Below are 18228 nucleotides of genomic sequence, written 5' to 3'. Positions count from 1 at the left end.
TTATTCGGCGCCTCCTCTTTTTTCTGTGCATACACCTACGCCGTATCTGGCTGCGCCGCAGCCGGAACAGTTCATGCGGCAGTTTGGTGTTACTTCTGCGCGTTTCGCACGCTCCCACTCATGCAGCAGGAATTTTTTGGTTACTCCGATATGGATAAAGTCCCATGGGAATATTTCCTCTGTGCTGCGCTCGCGCACAGTATAAAAGTCCATATCAATGCCGCAGTCATCAAAAGCCTGCAGCCATCTGTCGTAATCCCAGAACTCCGTCCACGCATCATACAGAGCGCCTTTGCGGTAGGCATCCAGAATCACAGCTGCGATTTTCCGGTCGCCACGTGCAAAGATCCCTTCCAGTAAAGTGACGTCAGCCTGATGCCAGTTGTACCGGATACTTTTTTGATTTCGCATGGAACGGATCTCGTGATTGACCGTTTTCGCAAAACCGAGATAGTCTCCCGGATGGAACATACTTGCCCATTGGAACGGAGTAAACGGTTTTGGTACAAAAAAGGAGGTGCTGACGGTTATCTGGCACTTGCCGTTTCTTTGCTCTTTTGGTATTTCATAATACTTCTCTGCAATATTCTCAGCAAGGTGCGCGATCTCTTTTCGGTCCTCTTCTGTCTCAAATGGCAGTCCCAGCATAAAATAAAGCTTTACCTTATTCCAGCCTCCGTGAAATGCCTTATCCGCTCCCTCAAGGATCACTTCTTCTGTCAGTCCTTTGTTGATCACATCCCGCAGACGCTGAGAGCCTGCTTCCGGTGCAAAGGTCAGGCTGCTTTTTCGGACATCCTGAACCTTGCTCATCACATCCAGCGAGAAGGCGTCAATACGAAGCGAAGGAAGCGAGATATTGATATTCTGATCGCGGAATTCATCGATCAGGAAATTGACGATCCCAGGCAGTTCGCTGTAGTCACTGGAGCTAAGGGAGCTAAGGGAAATTTCCTCGTGTCCTGTATTTTTCAGCATCTTGTATGCGTGTTCTTTGAGTACTTTAAGACTCCTCTCCCGGGTCGGGCGGTAAAGCATACCGGCCTGGCAGAAACGGCAGCCGCGGATGCAGCCGCGCTGTATTTCCAGGACAACACGATCCTGAGTCACCTTGATAAACGGGACAACCGGCGCCTCCGGATACGGTGCCTTAGACATATTGCATTCTGCCTGCTTCTCGATCACTGCCGGAATCCCTTCCTGCACTGGAGCGAAGGAAGCGATCGTCCCATCTTCTTTATAGGCTGCCTCGTAAAATGCCGGGACATAGATGCCGGGGATCTGTGCAGCTTTTTTCAGAAATTCCATCCGGGACAGGCCATCCTGCTTACAGTTTTTATAGAGATCAAGCAGATCATCGTAAACTGTTTCACCCTCTCCGATATAGAACATATCGAAAAATGCCGCGATCGGTTCCGGATTATACGCGCACGGACCGCCGCCAATAACGATCGGGCATGCTTCTGTACGGTCTTTTGCAAGAAGCGGGATTTTCCCAAGGTCAAGGATCTGCAGAATATTGGTATAGCACATTTCATATTGCAGTGTGATTCCAAGAAAATCAAAATCCCTGATAGGATCCTGTGACTCCAGAGCAAAGAGCGGGATATTCTTTTCCCTCATAATTTTGTCAAGATCTACCCACGGAGAATAGACGCGCTCACACCAGACATCACTGCGCCGGTTGAACATATCATACAGGATCTGGATTCCCAGATGAGACATTCCGATTTCATAGACGTCCGGAAAGCACATTGCAAAGCGGATATCCACCTCGTTCTTATCTTTCATAACCGAGTTGACCTCATTGCCGATATACCGGGCAGGCTTCTCGATTTTTAGTAATATTTCATCATTTAAAGCTAGTTTTCTCATATATCTCCTTTCGTTTTTATACAATACTAACAAAAAAATCCGTGCCTCTTTTTTTCGTTTTTCTCAAAAATCAAACCGATTTATGAACTTTTTTGAAGTGTTTTTTTAGGTAAAAAACGCTGTATTTTTATTGATTTTTGCCTCTGCGTAACAAATTCACTTTTTTTCCACTGCACAACACAATGCATAATTATACGATATTGCAAGCTACATTATAAAAATACATCCTATGGTTTATCAATATCTGACAGCATATGGCATGGATTTTTATGCTTTTTTAGCTACATCATCCTTCCATTTTCTGAACTACCTGATACTCTTTTGGTCTATCTGATACTTTTTACCATAAAATAGAAGAACAGATGACGGAATGGTATATAAACCCAAAATATTATATCCTTATTGTAAAGAGAGTTCAAGCAAATCTTTTGGGCAGATGCAAATATCCAAAGTGACTTCTTTTTGTGGAAGAATATCCATCATGAAAGCTGTCATATCTTTTTCGCAATCATATATCGGATCTTCCGGAGAATTAATATATACTTCTTCGGTAATGCTGGTATCATTATGACCCATGAATGCAGAGATTGCTTTTAAACTAATATCATTTTCTTTTAAGACAGTGGCATAAGTGTGACGCAAATCATGCCAGCGCATGTCTGGTAAATTACATTCAGATAAAAGAGCTTTGAACGTTTTATTAAAACTACCTCTGTGATAGGGAACACCATTTTCTTTAAAACACACAAAATCAAGATCTTGAAAACCGGGATTCATTTTTTGCATAGATTCATATTTATGTCGTGCAACAATTAATTCTTCAATTACGAAATTTCCCAAAGGTATATTACGGTTTCCTGATACTGATTTTGTCCTAAGTTCTTGCGTACACAATCGCTCTTCACCAATTCCAGCATTCGAAAGACTTCGACCAAGTTGTCGTCGGACACATAACTCTCCTTTCCACCAATCTATATCTGAAAATTTAATTGCTATTACTTCAGAAATTCTTAAACCGGTTGTCAAAGACAAGAGCAATGGCATGTACATTTCATATTTTGTGTTTTTGCATGTCAGAAGCAGTCTGGATATTTGCGGAATAGAAAGCACAGGGGATTGTTTCCCTTCAAATTTTACAGTGCCACTTCGTATAGCTTGATTATACGCTTTTCTTTCAGCCTTTTTCTTCATGCGAATTGCAGTGATTGCCGGATTTATATATGTAATTTGATGACTGGACGCATAAGAAAAAGCAGTACGCAAAACCGTATAAGATAATTGCAAAGGACTCTTTAACTTGATGGAATCCAAAACTTCATTAATATCGTTGCGTTCAATAGTAGATATTTTTTTGTCTGGATCCCATATTTTTAAGATGTAATTGTAAATAATATTTCGATAACTATAAAAAGTATTGTACGAAATATTTTCTACATCAATCATATGATAATAAAGCCAAAAGTCAAAAAATTCTTTTACTGTATATTCAAAAGGAATAAATTTTTGAGCATGTAATTCTGCAATTGTGAATTCTTTCGCTTTAAGTGCCTCTGATTTAGTATGATACCCGCCTTTTTGCATAGAATATTCCATTCCATTGACAAATGTCAGTTTGAATCGATATGCAAATGTCTTTCTGATAGGGGTAATGGTATCTCTAAATTTCCATGAAACGATATTTCCATATAAAAAAGTTTCTTTAATTTCAGGCTTTTTAATTTCTTTTACATTCATTGGCTGTCTCCTTTCATCAAGTTGACAGCGGCATTGATTGGATCGAACGAAGAATCAACCAAAGCAGTCGTTTCTTCCTTTGCAGCAATAATTCCGCAGTAGGTTTCAAAGGTGGTAGAAACACTTTTATGTCCCATAGCTTTAGAAATATTTTCCAATGGCATACCTTGCTCTATTAAGATTGTGGCAAACATGTGCCCTTACGGTATAATAAAGACAAACGGAAAAACCCAGTGTTTTCAAGGGTTTCAGCGTTTGTCGTTGCCTATTCAATTCCTTTTCCAACCTTGATAGTCAACGAAAAATCTGTCGAATGATGGGAGGTGTTACCTAAAAGACAAAATTGAATATTACAGCAGCGGTGCGGTATTTTACCGGACCGCTGTTTGCCAAGGCGTTTCATCTGATCTGATGGGCGCCCTTTTTTTGCGCCCATTTTCAGAAGGAGGAAATTCACATGGAACTTAACGAAGAAGAAAAAAGGCAGTTGTTTCAGGTTGACGGCGACTGCCAGGCCAAAGTGCTGGATGAACTGTATATGACAGCCCGTTTCACCCGCAACCCAGAGCAGCGTGATATGGTGCGGGGCCTCATGGCAAAGCTGCGGGTTCTGTCGGATGAACAGTGCATGGATCTGGTGAAGGACATCCAGAAGAATTATCACCTGCCTTACCCTCGCACTATGGGCGAGCGGATCGCACTGGCCCGGCAGCAATCCGGGGCTGAAAAACTGAAAGGCCATGACATTATGGCCCTGGAGCGGTTTGACCCGCAGGTACGCCACATGGTTGTTTTTGATGTACTTTCTTTTGAATCCCCTGTCGGCTATAAAGGCGATAAGATGCGCCTGTTTCTCACGGATGAAGGGTATCAGAAAGCGTTGGAGAATCAGGAACGTGGCTTTATCAAGCTAAAGAACCATGCCAAGGTACACAATGGCTATTTGAATTACGACCATAAAGACAGAGATTTGTAGCTGCTGCTCAGTATAAAGACTTGCCAGGAAGGAGGATGTCAAATGGCAGTGTTCAGAGTTGAAAAGACAAAAGATTTTACGGTCATGTCCAATCACCATCTTCGGAATGTGTCGCTGTCTTTGAAGGCAAAGGGGCTGCTGTCGTTGATGTTGTCCTTGCCTGATAATTGGGACTATACGACTAAGGGCCTGGCCCATATTTGTAAAGATGGGGTGGATTCTATCAGCAGCGCGATCAAGGAGCTGGAAAAGCAAGGGTATCTTACCCGGCAGCGGCTCCGTGACGCGCATGGCAGGCTGGGCGATATTGAGTATGTCATCCATGAAAAACCTGTGCCTTCTGATGAGCAGGACGCTATTCTGCCACCTAAACGGGAAAATCCAAGACAGGTAAATCCAAGACAGGTAAAACCTGTTTTGGAAAAACCTGAACAGGAAAAACCCGCCCAATTAAATATACAAGAATCAATTACTGAAAAATCAATTACGGATATATCAAATATCCATCAATCAATCTATCCGGCCTTAGGAGGAACGCCTGATGGTAACGCGGAGATGGATAGGGATAGGATTGATAGGATAGATACCTACCGGGAGATCATCAAAGAAAATATTGAATTTGAGGCTCTTGTTCAGAGGTACGGATATGAGCGTGTGGACGAACTGGTTGAGCTGATGCTGCAGACGGTCCTCTCCCAACGGCCATATATCCGCATTGCCGGAGATGACTACCCCCGTGAGGTGGTAAAAAGCCGCTTCCTGAAAGTGAACTTCTCTCATGTGGAGTATGTGTTTGACTGCCTGGATAGCAACACGACAAAGGTTCGGAATATCAAGTCCTATCTGCTGGCGGCTCTCTATAACGCCCCGGCTACCATGGACAGCTATTACCGGGCCGAAGTCAATCACGATCTTTACGGCTAAAGGGGGATGCTTTTATGGGCAAAAGAAACGGACGCCCGGTATATGCTTCCAGGCGGGAGGAAAAGCGTCCTCAAACCGAAAAAATGTATTGCACGATGAAACCGGATTGTGCAGGCTGCCCTTTTCCTTCACATGGTTTTGTGTGCTGGAGTACGGACGGGAGCTGCCTGCGTACTTACATGAAAAAATTACAGAAAGGAGGCCGAGCGCCATGAAAATCCATGAAACGCTGAAATTATGCCGAAGTTAAGCCAGGAACAGATCGACCAGGCACGGGAAGTTGATCTGCTGGCTTATCTACTTTCTCACGAAAGCGGCGTGCTGAAACAGGAAGGCGCCAATTATCGTCATAATGAGCATGACAGCCTGGTTTATGTGGCGAGTAAAAATTACTGGTACTGGAACAGCCGTGGACGAAAGATCAATGCCGTGGATTACCTCATGGAAATCCGCGGGTACAGCTTTGTGGAGGCTGTGGAACGGCTGATAGGCAGCGGAACCCCTGCTGTTTCTCATTATACAGCTTCCGGCAGCCGGGAACAGCGGAAACCGGTGGAGAAAAAGCCCTTCCGCCTCCCCAAGGGGAAACGCTGTGCCACCTTTGCTGTTTCTTATCTCCAACGCCGGGGAGTCCATTCGGACATCATCAGACGGTGTATGCAGTTGGGACTTTTCTATGAGTCCCGTTATAACAACGAGGCGGTTTGCGTTTTTGTTGGCCGGGATGATACCGGTACGGGCCGGTTTGCCTGCGTCCGCGGAATTGCAGGTGACTTGAAAAAGGACATCAGCGGCAGTGATAAGCGGTTTAGCTTCTGCTACCCGCCGGATCAGCCGGGCAGCCGCCATCTGGCGGTTTTCGAGGCCCCGATTGACGCCCTCTCCCATGCTACGCTCCAAAAGCTGGAGGGCTGGCAATGGAATGGCTACCGGCTTTCCCTGGGTGGGACCTCCCCTGTGGCCCTGGTCGCTTTCCTGGAACGCCACCCGGAGATTACCCGTGTTGCCCTCTACTTGGACAATGACCTTGCGGGCCGGGTCAACGCCCGGAAAATCAAGGCACTGTTGAAATCAGACCAGAGGTTTTCAAAAATCCGGGTGTCTGTCAATCCTCCCCGCAGCGGGAAAGACTACAATGAGAAATTACAGCGCACGCTTCAAGCGATCCGCGAAGAAAAATACGCCAGCCGCCAGAAACAGGCGGCTGTTTCAATTTAGGAGGAAAACCCAATGAATAACGACAAATCCGCGATTCAGGTAATCGCCGGGGCTGCCCGCTGCCCGGAGTACAGCCCGTCCATGGTTAAGGCTTTGATGAAAAAGCTGGAAACCAATGAAAAAGCCTTCGCCCTGCTGATGAATGTCACCCCTTCCACGGTGCGCCTTTGGACAACGGGCGCTGCCCATCCCTGCGGCATGGCCCGGAGGCTGATGCAGATTTATGAATCCGGGCCGGAAATCGTAAGTAAGATTGCCGGGGAAAGCTGCCCGGAGAAAGGAGGACGCCGGACGAGTGAAACGAAGGAACAAACAGCTTCTTGCAGAAAATGAATATGTAAAAGAACTGCTGGCCGTTCTGAAAGAGAATCCTTCCCCAAGCGGCAGGGATTTTGCTGAAATGGTTGCCCATGTAGGCGAGCTGGAAAACCGGCTGGCCGAGGCCGTAGAGGAATTGAGAACCATGCGCCAGGAGCTTTTGCAGGTGCAGAACCGCTCCCTGAAAGCTGTTCTGCAAAGAAGCTGTAAAGCGTTGGAACAGAACATTTCTAATATGAGCCGGAAATTGTCAGAACTAAAGAAGCTCATAATTGGAGGGTGTAAAGAAGCCCTTGCTGCCTTTAAGAAACATGGTACGGCTGCCCTGGATGGCCTTTCCCGCTTTTTTCACATCAAGCCGCTGCTGGAGGGGATCAAAAAGGCGGCAGACGCCAGCATCCGTATTGACGATAACGCTGTCTCCAAAATCCAGAATTTTGCTGCGGAGTATCACCAGGCGGGCAGGCATTTGAAGAATATGGGCCGGACCCTGATAGGGAAAGAACCGGTGCAGGAGCCTAAAGCCCCCGGCAGACTGTCTAAAGTGATTGCCGCACCGTACAAAGTCAACCGGGCCTGTATGACCGCCGCAAAGCGGAATATTGAAAAAGCTATCGGCAGTCTGGACCGTTTACAGGAATCCTCAGAGCGCAGGCCATCCGTTTTGAAGGCCATGCAGGAAAATAGTGAAAAGGTACAGCCTGCGGCAAAAAAGGAGGCGCCGGTTAAGGCGGCGGACCGGGTGGAATTATGATGATGCGTACAAATACTGATTTATTAGATACAATCGCAAGACGGTTAGGGGTGTCCTTTCCAGATCTGCGGGACTGGTGCCCGCTGTTATCTTTGCAGGCGCTTCTTGAAGTAGATAACCGTGCCTTTCCCGTAGAGGAATGGAACCGGGCGCTGGCTTACCTTTTAGGCAGACCTTGCGCCTTTTCTTATGTCTTTGAGGCAAAAGCATATACGAAAACCGTGATAAGGAGGTGGTGGTTTTAGTTGGCGAAGGAAATTGTGCATGAAGATTTTGGTGAAAAGATCGGCGGCGCTAAAAAAGACCTTTGGGCTGCCCGCGGGCTGTATGTGGATGACCTGCTGGGGATGAATGAGCGCGAGGCCGAAAAGTATGTGAAAAAAGATAATGTCTGGAAAAAGCCGGATTATAACGCCTTGATTCAATCCGGTGTTCCGGTGGACATTCTGTATTTTCGGAAAGTAGTGCGTGACAGCCTGAACGCCTCCCCGCGGTATCTGCGTTCTGATGATACGCCGGAAAAGCGCCTGGCGCGGCAGAAAGAATATATCGCAACCGTCCGGCAGGTACAGGAAGCCGTTGAAAAGGTTCAGACAGTACAGGATGCCATGGATGTATTCGACGCCCTTATTATTGACGGCGGTTACTGCGAGCGTATTTCCCATGGGATCGGCGGCGGTTATATCCGGGCCACCCAAAAGGGCCGGGATAATCCGGTCATTACCGATAAGCTGGTAAATGCCTTGTACTTCCGCGGGGAACGGGACTTTGAAAGAAGAATCGTCCAGGGGGCCGTAAAGAAGCAGTTTGGCGTTCCCGCTGAACAAAAGATTCCCCGCGGCTATGAGATCCGGTTCAATGACGGCAAAAGGGCCTACTCAAAGAATAATGACTGGCTTCCTGATACCTACTATGTCACAAAAGGCTATGCGATCCTGAAAACGAACTTTGCCACCCGTGAGGAAGCCCTGAAATGGGTACAGGATCTTGCCCGGCAGCGCGGAGCCAGCGGAAAACAGCGGTTTGTCCCGCAGCAGCTTTCCCGCGTCCGGCGCACTGGCCCGGATTACCGCGGAAATCGTGATGTGATCGGGCAGGATTATCTTGACGCCTTTGCTTTCCGCGGTGGTGAATTTGGGAACTGGATGACGCAGAATGATCGGCGCACTTCTCTGAACATGGGGTTTGACGCCCTCAAAGACCTGGCGGCTGTCCTTAAGATCAGCGAAAAAGATATTTCCTACCAGGGAACACTCTCGATTGCCTTTGGCGCCCGCGGCAGCGGCAACGCCGCCGCCCACTACGAACCGCTGCGGAAGGTCATTAACCTTACCAAGATGCACGGGGCTGGTTCCCTGGCGCATGAGTGGTGGCATGGCCTGGATGATTACCTGGGCGTGAAAATGGGGGCAAAAGGATTCCTTTCCGAACAATCCCGCCTGTATGAGCCATTTAAGAAGCTGATTGAAACTATGAAATATAAGCCGGAAACGCCGGAGCAGGCCGCGGCCCGGACAGAGGCGCAGGCAGAGCGTATCCGAAAAAATGCGGCTGGCTGGCTGGATTCGGCGGTCCTTGCCCCGCTCAAGCGGGCAGCGAATGACGAGATGCACATGGAGGCTTACGCAGTCCTTCGGGAAGAATTTCTTTCAGGCGTTCCCGGTTCTGTGGAACAGCTAAGCGCTTTTAAAAAATCTGTGACCGGACGCGTTATTCCAAAAAGCGAACGTGACCGGCTGGAAATTTTTGAGCGTATGCTGTCCGGGATGCAGGATCAGGAACCCCCGCAGATTGGCCGTGTGGAAACGGATTTTTATAAAAACTCGGTCCGTATGGGCAAAGAGTGTGAAAAAGACGGCGGCTATTGGGAAAGCAATACAGAGATGACAGCCAGGGCTTTCGCCTGCTATATCAAAGATAAACTGGAGCCTGAAATTTCGGATTACCTGGCAGGCCACGCCGACAGCGCCGCTGCTTTTGTCACCGGCAAGGATGGGAAAATAGAAATTTTGAAAGCCTTCCCGGAGGGTGAGGAACGAAAAGCCATCAATGCGGTTTTTGATGAAGTTTTTGCAGATCTAAAGCGGCAGCATTTTCTCACCCATTCCGACCACCCGCAGACATTAGAGGAAATCCGGCCGGCGGCGCCTGCGCCTTCCCGCATGGATTCCATGCCGGTCATCACGGATGCAGAACAGCTTTCCCTCTTTGGCGGGGAGAAGCCTTCCCTCTTAGGGCAGCTTGCCGCTGCTAAGGGACAGGGCAAAACGCCGGCAGAGCCAAAGCAGACGAAAGCCCATGAGCCGGAACTTTGATGGAGGTGAAAATTTGGAAGAAAACAAGGATTACCGTGTTTATCGTTATGGGGATGACTTAAAACCCGGATATGAATTAAAAGTGAAACATAGTGTTTCCTGCGAAAATGTAGATATTTCTGCTCTGATCGCCATGGGCACGGAAAGTTTGGAAGCCATGCGCCAGGGAAGCATTGACGGGGAGCAAAAAGCCTATGAGATCGTTTTGGCTGCGGCAAAACAATGGGAACAGCAGGCGGCGGCGACACAGACCATCAACCGGGCGCTGGAATATCTTCGGACCCCGGAGATTGCTCATACATCGAATCAGTGGCGATCAAAAGATAGCTGGCGGGATGGCGAGGAAATCAGCAACCGCGTTTACAAGATGACCTGCAGTGTTTGGGAAGATACGAAATATGACCGGGAAGCGAAACAGAGCATACCGGTTGCCTGGTATGTCACCTGGGATGTCTATGTAAATTCCCCTAAGAAGGGGTATGGAGAAAAAATTGCCGGGCAAAGTCAGAAACGCTATACCGATAAAAATGCTGCTATGAAGTATCTGGAAGGCCGGAAGAAAGCCTATTCTCATTTGTTCACGGAGATTTCCCCTCCGGTCCCAGAGCAATACAAACAGCATTTTACCGTACATGGCGCCCTTTTGCCCGGATATACCGTGGAAGGACAGGAACCGGAAAAGACTGTAACTGCGCCGGGGCGTGATTCGGACAAGGCAGGACGGGCTTCGGTGCTGGAAAAACTCTCAGACGCAAAGAGGCAGGAAAAAGCAGCGCCGCTAAAAGCGCCGGATAAGAAAAAGGAGGATATTCATAGATGAAAGTTTTAATGGTGCAGCCTGGGGAAATCCCCCATGAAACAGATATTGAGCCGGGGCTTGGGTCTTTGCAGGCTGCGGTGGACGGCCCTATCCAGGCGGTTTATCCGTATGAGGACCCTGTGGCCCTGATCTGCAATGAGGAAGGGAAATTCCTGGGGCTGCCTTTGAACCGTGCGCTTCGGGATGATACCGGAGAGATTTACGACATCATTGCCGGTAATTTTCTTATCACCGGGCTTGGGGAAGAAAGTTTTTCAGATCTTTCTCCTGACCTGCTGGAAAAATATAAGGAGCAATTTCTGGCGCCGGAATCGTTTGCGCGGATCGGCGGTAAGATCCTTGCCGTCAAGCAGCCGGTCCCCTCGCCGGAAGATAAAGAGAGGACACAGAAGCCGCCCCATAAATCCAGGCCGGAGCTTTAGGAAGGAGGCCAAAGATGCTGACAGCGACACGCGGCCCGTATGTGCTGGTGATCCAGCCGGACGATGACCCGTTCAATCCCCGTGAGGATGATAATTTCGGGAAAATGGTCTGCTTCCACCGGCGCTATCATCTGGGCGACCATCACAATTACATAGATAAAGATGACTTTCTCCGGGACCTTTACCTGAAAACAGTGGGTGACGATGAACGGGGCGCCCATCGTTATGAACGGGCGCTGGACCTGATGAATTACAAAATCAAAGCCCCTTTTGGTTCTCCGTCCTATGAGCGTGAGGTGGATGAACGGCTGATGAAGGTGATCTCACAGAAATTCCTTATGCTGCCGCTGTATCTTTACGACCACAGCGGCATTACCATGAATACCACGGGCTTTTCCTGCCCCTGGGACAGCGGGCAGGTCGGATGGATCTACGCCTCCAAGGAAGATGCCCTCCGGGAGTTTGGCGGCAAGACCTTCACTGCCGCTACCCGGAAGAAGGCGGAGGACCGTATGCGCGGCGAGGTGGAATATTACGATTCCTACCTTCGCGGCGAGGCGTATGGTTTTGAACTGTATAAAGACGGCGAGCTGGAGGATAGCTGCTGGGGCTTTATCGGCAGTAACGAGGAAGCCTTAAAAGGCATTGAGGATTACCTGCCTGACGCGTGCAGCGGCATGACCGGTGAACTGGTGGAAAGGGATTCCCCCCGATCCATGCTGAAAATGTTTCTCGACCACGCCCGTGTGCAGGTGGCGCAGGCGGCCAAAGACTTTGAAAAGACGCCCCGGCAGCAAACCCTCCAAACGGAGGTCCGGTGATTTCTACTTATTATATATATCATGCGAAAGGAGGATGTGATTGCAGGAAGAACTTGAACGGAAATCCATATCCGTAACGGTCCAGGCCGCAAAACTGACGGGTCGTGTGATGCGGGCTGCTGTTGCCGCCGCCCTGCGGAAGATTGAAAAAGAGCGCACTACCCCAAAAGTCGGACGGAACAGTATGCGCCGCCTTACGGCGCAGACGCCGGACGCCCATAAGATCGAGGTTGAGGACCGGATTCGCTCTTTTGAGCGGTACGCAAAGAAATATAAAGTCCGCTACCATGTGGAGAAAGACATCAGCGTTTCCCCGCCTAAGTGGACCGTGTATTTTAAGGCAAGCCAGGCGGACGCGATTGAAGCCGCCTTCAAGAAATATACGCAAAAGATGGTAAAACGCGAAAACAGGCCGTCCCTTCTCTCCCAGCTATCGAAATTCAAAGAGATTGCGAGAAAGCTGGCCCGCGATCCTGTAAAAAACAAGGCGCATGGAGGGCCGGAACGATGAAGATGACGGATATTCTGAAAAAGTATGTGCTGCCCAACCTTCCTTATCTTATATTTCTTTGGTTCTTTGCCAAGGTTGGCGAAGCGGTACGGCTGGCTCCCGGTGTTGACGCTTCTACAAAGCTGCTGGGACTGGCGGATGGCTTTACCCTGGCCTTTCAGACTTCTATGCCCGGTGCGGCGGTTGACTGGCTGGTTGGGCTGATCGGTGCCGCGCTGGTTCGTCTTGTGGTTTATGTGAAAGGGAAAAATGCCAAAAAGTACAGGAAGGATGTGGAATACGGGAGTGCCCGCTGGGGCACAAAGGCGGATATTGCCCCCTTTATGGACCCCAAGCCGGAAAACAACATCATCCTGACCCAGACGGAGGGGCTGATGATGTCCGGCAGGCCCAAAAATCCGGCTTTTGCCCGGAATAAAAATGTGCTGGTGGTTGGCGGCTCCGGTTCCGGCAAGACCCGTTTTTTCATAAAACCGAACCTGATGCAGCTCCATTCTTCCTATGTAGTGACCGATCCGAAGGGCACTGTCCTGGTGGAGTGCGGAAAGCTGCTCTCCCGCGGCGCTCCCAGGCTGGGCAAGGACGGAAAGCCCTTACGCAATAAGAAAGGCAGGATCATTTATGAGCCTTATCAGATCAGGGTATTCAATACCATTAACTTTAAGAAAAGTATGCACTATAACCCGTTTGCGTACATACATTCGGAGAAGGATATATTAAAGCTGGTGACAGTGCTGATTGCCAATACCAAAGGGGAAGGAAAATCCGGGGACGATTTCTGGCAGAAAGCCGAAACGCTACTTTATACGGCACTGATCGGCTACATCTATTATGAGGCTCCCAAGAACGAGCAGAATTTCTCCACTTTGGTAGAAATGATAAATGCCATGGAAGTCCGGGAGGATGATGAATCGTTCAAAAATGCGGTTGACCTTCTCTTTGACGCTTTGGAACAGAAAGACCCGGACCACTTCGCCCTCCGGCAATATAAAAAATATAAGCTGGCGGCTGGCAAGACAGCGAAGTCGATTTTGATTAGCTGCGGAGCCAGGCTTGCGCCTTTTGATATTGCGGAAGTCCGGGAGATCACCATGTATGACGAGCTGGAGCTGGATTTGGTCGGGGACCGGAAAACAGCCCTGTTCTTTATCATTTCCGATACGGACGCCACATTCAACTTTCTGGTGAGCATGGCTTATACGCAGCTTTTCAACCTGCTTTGTGAAAGAGCGGATGATAAGTATGGAGGCCGGCTACCGGTGCATGTGCGCTGCCTGATCGACGAGGCGGCTAACATTGGGCAGATTCCGAACCTCGAAAAACTCATGGCAACGATCCGGTCCAGAGAGATTTCGGCCTGCCTGGTGCTGCAGGCGCAGAGCCAGTTGAAAGCACTGTATAAGGATAACATGGACACCATTATCGGCAACTGTGATTCCAGCTTATTCCTGGGAGGAAAGGAAGAAACCACCCTAAAAAGCTGGAGCGCCCTGCTGGGGAAAGAAACCATTGATATGTATAACACCAGCGTCACGAAGGGCACGCAGGAATCCCACGGCCAGAACTTCCAAAAGCTGGGCAAAGATCTGATGTCCATGGACGAGCTTGCCGTGATGGACGGCGGGAAGTGTCTGCTGCAGGTACGCGGCGTCCGGCCCTTCCTGTCCAGAAAGTACGATATTACAAAACACCCCAATTATAAGTACCTTTCGGATTTCAACCCGAAGAACACTTTCGATATAGAGAAATACCTGTCTACCCGCTTGCGGGTGAGGCCGGACGACCTGTTCCTCAATTATGAGATCAGCCCATCCGAGCTGGCGGAAGAATCCGCAGACGATACCGAATAGGCCCGCCGATCTGCAAGTTTCCCATTCTTTTCGGCGGGCCTTGTTTTTTTATGCCCATTTTAAGGAGGTGCCTATTGGTAAGGAGCCGTGATTCTCCTGAATTTACTCACAGTCCGCAGGATGTACGCCTGCGTTCGCCGCCCGCTGTTTGTTTTTCTTCAAGCAGCGGGCGGCTTTTTTCGTTTCAGGCCAAAAACGGCCACAACATTATTTTTCATTTGATAAGGAGGTAATTACCCTAATATGAGTTTTTTCACTTCTGCTATTGATACCCTGCAGATCTTGGTTGTCGCGCTGGGCGCCGGTTTGGGCGCGTGGGGCGTCATCAATCTTCTGGAAGGATATGGAAATGACAATCCCGGCGCCAAAAGCCAGGGTATGAAACAGCTCATGGCTGGCGGCGGTATCGCAGTGGTAGGGATGACACTGATTCCGCTTCTGTCGGGCTTGTTCTAATCGTCCATGGACTGGTTATTTGGCTGGATAACAGACTGGATAAAACAGGGCTTAATCGACGCCATCACAGGACAATTTACAGGAATCTTTGAATCGGTCAACAACCAAGTAACCGATGTGGCCGCGCAGGTAGGCCAGACGCCCCAGGGCTGGAATGGCGGTGTTTTCAGTATGATCCAGACGCTATCGGAAACGGTAGTGCTGCCCATTGCCGGTATGATCTTAACTTTCGTGCTGGTGTATGAGCTGATCCAGATGATTCTTGAGAAAAACAACATGCACGAATTTGACACCTTCAACATCTTTAAGTGGGTGTTCAAGACCTTCGTTGCCACCTATCTGCTCACCAACTGTTTTACGATTGTGATGGCCGTATTCGATGTGGCGCAGACGGTTGTGGCGAACAGCGCGGGGATCATCAACGGAAATCTGGATGTGGCCGCGTCCATGGCCGACCTGGAAACACAGCTTCAAGCCATGGGGATTTGGGAACTGATCGGCCTGTGGCTGGAAACCAATATCATCAACCTGTGCATGTGGATTTTGTCTATCGTGATTTTTGTGATCGTTTACGGAAGAATGATAGAAATTTATTTGACCGTGAGCATTGCGCCGATTCCTTTTTCCACACTTGCCAACCGCGAATGGGGCGCGATGGGGACCAATTACCTGCGCTCCCTGTTCGCCCTTGGCTTCCAGGGATTCCTTATCCTGATCTGTGTTGCGATTTACGCGGTGCTGGTCCAATCCATCCCATCTTCCAGCAGCGTACACGCCGCAATCTGGGGCACAGCAGGCTATACGGTGCTGCTGGCCTTTGCCCTGTTTAAGACAGGTTCGCTATCCAAATCTATTTTCAATGCACACTGACGTATGTTTTAAAAAGTAAAGGAGATGTTTTATGAGTAATAACAATACTGCTGCAAATCCCACTGTCCCGGAAACAAGCGGGGACCTGCCTTTCAAGCTGGATGTGCGTGTCCGGCCTATCGCTCCTATGGGGAACCTGCTGGCCTACGCCAACGTCACCATCGGGGGCTGTTTCAAGATTGACGGCTTTCGGATCTGTTCCGGCGAAAAGGGGCTGTATGTCAATATGCCCTCTACCCAGGACAACAAAGGGAACTGGAGGGATGTCTGCTGGCCGGTGACGGCGGATTTTCGCCGCCAGCTCAATGAGGCGCTGATTGAAGGATACGGCGCGGCTATTGAAAACCTGCAGGCGACTTTGGAGGCTACAAAAGGCGCCGCGGAAAAGCCTTCGCTGACCGGGGCGCTGAAAGAGAACGCCGGTAAAGTGAAAAGCCAGCCGGTGAAGGCAGCCGCCGCCAAAGACGGTCCCTCCCGCTGATGCCGGAGACTAAAAAATACGGGATCATCTATGCGGACCCTCCCTGGCGTTACGATATGAAGCGGGGCCACGGGGTTGCGGAAAACCACTATCCCACAATGAGTATTGAAGAAATCTGCGCGCTTCCGGTTGCGGACCTTGCGGCCAAGGACAGCGCGCTTTTTCTTTGGGGTACATTTCCCCAGCTTAAAGAAGCGTTCCGTGTCATAGACGCCTGGGGATTCCAGTATAAAACACTGGCTTTCCTGTGGCTGAAACAAAACCGCAAAGCGGACACCTGGTTTTACGGCATGGGATTCTGGACGCGCTCTAACGCGGAAGTGTGCCTTCTGGCTACCCGCGGCCATCCGAAACGGCAGAGCGCCGGAATCCATCAGTTTGTCATTTCCCATATCGAGCAGCACAGCAAAAAGCCGGATATTGTACGGGAAAAGATCGTTAAGCTGATGGGCGACCAGCCCAGGGTAGAGCTTTTTGCCCGTCAGAAAACGCCGGGATGGGATGTTTGGGGCAATGAGGTCGATTGCACGATCACCCTCCCGGCGGGAAAGGAGGAAATTTGAGTTTGGAACAGGAAGCAAAACGGATGCTGATGGAGCGCTTGGATGACTGCCTGAAAGTCCATGCGGATTTGCTGGACTCACAGGACATTGGCAGTATTTATGAGCTGCAGGATCTCGCCCAGCTTCATTACTATTTGAAAGTGGAACATCCTTTTACCCCGGCAGAGGTGGAAGCTCTGCTGTCGTTTCAGGACCCGTTGGAAGTTGCCCGCTGGTGCAAAGAGGAAAACACCCATACCCATAGCTTTCCTATCTGCGAACTGCTGAATGAAATACGGGCTTATGAGCGGTTTGAACCGGCGCCAAAGCAGGATGAGTCCAGCCAGACCTTTGCCCGTTTCCGTGAGGCGCTGGCATCGGACTATTTCGGCTTTCGGGAACAGGCATTATCCTGGAGCCGGGAAAGGCTGTTCGATGCCGCGGGTGAGATTGCCGCACTGTCCGATACTTTCGGCGCCTTGCTTTCCAAGTACACGCCAGTCAAGGAAGAAATGGATTTCTTTCTGCAATTCACCCACCCGCTGCAAATCATCAGCCGGTATGGACCATTTGAGGACATCGGGCAGGCTATGAAAACACTGTATGCGGAACGGGAAAATCTGATTGATGAAGCCTTTGAGCCCCCGGCTGAAAGATCTTCGCTGCGGGAGCGCCTGCAGGCGGCTATCCGTGAGAGTTCCCGCATGGGTGTTCCTGATCCTGATAAAAAGCCGCACCACGAGAAAGAGCGGTAAAGCAAAAAACAAGGATTGTTCCTGCCCTGTTTTTACAGTGGCAGGCATTTGAAGGAAAGAAGGTGATTTTTTGCCCTATGTACCGGTTCCAAAAGATTTGACGAAGGTTAAGACCAAAGTTGCCTTTAATCTGACCAAAAGACAGCTTATTTTTTTCAGCATTGCCGGGGCGGTTGGCCTGCCGGTGTATTTTCTCACCCGCACGGTGATCGGAAATACCGCTTCGGTGCTTTTGATGATCGGGCTGATGATGCCCTTTTTCTTTATGGCAATGTATGAGCGCGACGGCCAGCCAGCGGAGAAGATTCTGAAAAATATGATCCGGCACCGGCTGTGGCCGGAGACGCGCCCATACAAGACCCAGAACTTTTATAAAATCATGTCGAAGAAGGAGGAAATAAGTATTGCCAAAAACCAAACAGCAGGAAGCGCAGGAAAAGCGCCTGCAGGCAAACATCCAGCAGGCGCGAAAAAACCGGTCCGCAGTAAAAAAGGCCGGTAAGAAATCTGGGCCTCATGCGAAGCCGCCTGGCAAGGGCGGCTTTTTCAGTGGAGTAAAACGGGACGCGCCGCAGACGGCCCAGCA

At 49.5% G+C, this 18228-nt stretch carries 21 protein-coding genes; 18 read left to right on the top strand and 3 right to left on the bottom strand.

The window, feature by feature from the left end:
- From QOX44_RS00650 to QOX44_RS00640, 3 genes are all read right to left on the bottom strand, one after another.
- Positions 1 to 1875, bottom strand: a complete 1875-nt coding sequence (locus tag QOX44_RS00650) for a TIGR03960 family B12-binding radical SAM protein (RefSeq protein WP_283680712.1) — start codon at positions 1873 to 1875, stop codon at positions 1 to 3.
- 399 nt (positions 1876 to 2274) lie between these two features.
- On the bottom strand, positions 2275 to 3609 hold the full coding sequence (locus QOX44_RS00645; RefSeq protein ID WP_283680711.1) for a tyrosine-type recombinase/integrase: 1335 nt from the start codon (positions 3607 to 3609) through the stop codon (positions 2275 to 2277).
- Positions 3606 to 3803 (bottom strand): tyrosine-type recombinase/integrase, encoded by a 198-nt coding sequence (locus tag QOX44_RS00640; RefSeq protein ID WP_283680710.1) that lies wholly within the window; start codon positions 3801 to 3803, stop codon positions 3606 to 3608. The genes QOX44_RS00645 and QOX44_RS00640 overlap by 4 nt, the downstream gene beginning before the upstream one ends.
- Before the next feature lie 263 nt (positions 3804 to 4066).
- On the opposite strand from QOX44_RS00640, the gene QOX44_RS18170 reads away from it, so the two are divergent.
- From QOX44_RS18170 to QOX44_RS00550, 18 genes are all read left to right on the top strand, one after another.
- The gene (locus QOX44_RS18170) at positions 4067 to 4585 is read left to right on the top strand and encodes a DUF5720 family protein (RefSeq protein ID WP_087182604.1); all 519 of its coding nucleotides are present in this window, start codon (positions 4067 to 4069) and stop codon (positions 4583 to 4585) included.
- A 42-nt stretch (positions 4586 to 4627) separates the two neighbouring features.
- Positions 4628 to 5509: a DUF6017 domain-containing protein gene (locus QOX44_RS00630; RefSeq protein WP_283680709.1), complete on the top strand. Its 882-nt coding sequence runs from the start codon at positions 4628 to 4630 to the stop codon at positions 5507 to 5509.
- Positions 5510 to 5746: 237 nt separating this feature from the next.
- Positions 5747 to 6727, top strand: a complete 981-nt coding sequence (locus QOX44_RS00625) for a toprim domain-containing protein (protein WP_283680708.1) — start codon at positions 5747 to 5749, stop codon at positions 6725 to 6727.
- Positions 6728 to 6739: 12 nt separating this feature from the next.
- Positions 6740 to 7060: a helix-turn-helix domain-containing protein gene (locus QOX44_RS00620; RefSeq protein WP_283680707.1), complete on the top strand. Its 321-nt coding sequence runs from the start codon at positions 6740 to 6742 to the stop codon at positions 7058 to 7060.
- Positions 7023 to 7799 (top strand): DUF6674 family protein, encoded by a 777-nt coding sequence (locus tag QOX44_RS00615; protein ID WP_283680706.1) that lies wholly within the window; start codon positions 7023 to 7025, stop codon positions 7797 to 7799. Before QOX44_RS00620 ends, QOX44_RS00615 begins: the two co-directional genes overlap by 38 nt.
- Positions 7796 to 8044 (top strand): hypothetical protein, encoded by a 249-nt coding sequence (locus QOX44_RS00610; protein ID WP_283680704.1) that lies wholly within the window; start codon positions 7796 to 7798, stop codon positions 8042 to 8044. The genes QOX44_RS00615 and QOX44_RS00610 overlap by 4 nt, the downstream gene beginning before the upstream one ends.
- On the top strand, positions 8045 to 10114 hold the full coding sequence (locus QOX44_RS00605; RefSeq protein ID WP_283680703.1) for an LPD1 domain-containing protein: 2070 nt from the start codon (positions 8045 to 8047) through the stop codon (positions 10112 to 10114).
- A gap of 13 nt (positions 10115 to 10127) precedes the next feature.
- Positions 10128 to 10934 carry a hypothetical protein gene (locus tag QOX44_RS00600; protein WP_283680702.1) on the top strand — a complete coding sequence of 269 codons (807 nt, stop codon included), beginning with the start codon at positions 10128 to 10130 and terminating at the stop codon, positions 10932 to 10934.
- A complete protein-coding gene (locus QOX44_RS00595; protein WP_283680700.1) occupies positions 10931 to 11356 on the top strand; it encodes a DUF3846 domain-containing protein in 426 nt (141 codons plus the stop codon). The genes QOX44_RS00600 and QOX44_RS00595 overlap by 4 nt, the downstream gene beginning before the upstream one ends.
- 14 nt (positions 11357 to 11370) lie before the next feature.
- On the top strand, positions 11371 to 12177 hold the full coding sequence (locus QOX44_RS00590; RefSeq protein ID WP_283680699.1) for a hypothetical protein: 807 nt from the start codon (positions 11371 to 11373) through the stop codon (positions 12175 to 12177).
- A gap of 40 nt (positions 12178 to 12217) precedes the next feature.
- Complete coding sequence (locus QOX44_RS00585) at positions 12218 to 12688, top strand: PcfB family protein (RefSeq protein ID WP_283680698.1); 471 nt, start codon at positions 12218 to 12220, stop codon at positions 12686 to 12688.
- A complete protein-coding gene (locus QOX44_RS00580; protein WP_283680696.1) occupies positions 12685 to 14538 on the top strand; it encodes a VirD4-like conjugal transfer protein, CD1115 family in 1854 nt (617 codons plus the stop codon). Before QOX44_RS00585 ends, QOX44_RS00580 begins: the two co-directional genes overlap by 4 nt.
- Positions 14539 to 14781: 243 nt before the next feature.
- Positions 14782 to 14994 carry a Maff2 family mobile element protein gene (locus QOX44_RS00575; RefSeq protein ID WP_117493307.1) on the top strand — a complete coding sequence of 71 codons (213 nt, stop codon included), beginning with the start codon at positions 14782 to 14784 and terminating at the stop codon, positions 14992 to 14994.
- Between the two features lie 6 nt (positions 14995 to 15000).
- On the top strand, positions 15001 to 15864 hold the full coding sequence (locus QOX44_RS00570) for a VirB6/TrbL-like conjugal transfer protein, CD1112 family (RefSeq protein ID WP_008394466.1): 864 nt from the start codon (positions 15001 to 15003) through the stop codon (positions 15862 to 15864).
- 31 nt (positions 15865 to 15895) lie between these two features.
- Positions 15896 to 16345 (top strand): SpoVG family protein, encoded by a 450-nt coding sequence (locus QOX44_RS00565; protein WP_008394467.1) that lies wholly within the window; start codon positions 15896 to 15898, stop codon positions 16343 to 16345.
- Positions 16345 to 16908 carry an MT-A70 family methyltransferase gene (locus QOX44_RS00560; protein ID WP_283680695.1) on the top strand — a complete coding sequence of 188 codons (564 nt, stop codon included), beginning with the start codon at positions 16345 to 16347 and terminating at the stop codon, positions 16906 to 16908. The genes QOX44_RS00565 and QOX44_RS00560 overlap by 1 nt, the downstream gene beginning before the upstream one ends.
- Before the next feature lie 2 nt (positions 16909 to 16910).
- On the top strand, positions 16911 to 17642 hold the full coding sequence (locus tag QOX44_RS00555) for a hypothetical protein (RefSeq protein ID WP_283680693.1): 732 nt from the start codon (positions 16911 to 16913) through the stop codon (positions 17640 to 17642).
- Between the two features lie 70 nt (positions 17643 to 17712).
- Positions 17713 to 18144 carry a PrgI family protein gene (locus QOX44_RS00550; protein WP_283680692.1) on the top strand — a complete coding sequence of 144 codons (432 nt, stop codon included), beginning with the start codon at positions 17713 to 17715 and terminating at the stop codon, positions 18142 to 18144.
- Positions 18145 to 18228: the final 84 nt, after the last annotated feature.

The organism is Parablautia sp. Marseille-Q6255 (genome assembly GCF_951230155.1).
Taxonomy (GTDB): Bacteria; Bacillota; Clostridia; order Lachnospirales; family Lachnospiraceae; genus Choladousia.
The sequence above is the reverse complement of the archived record's forward strand: the minus strand, read 5'-3'. Positions and strand labels throughout refer to the sequence as shown.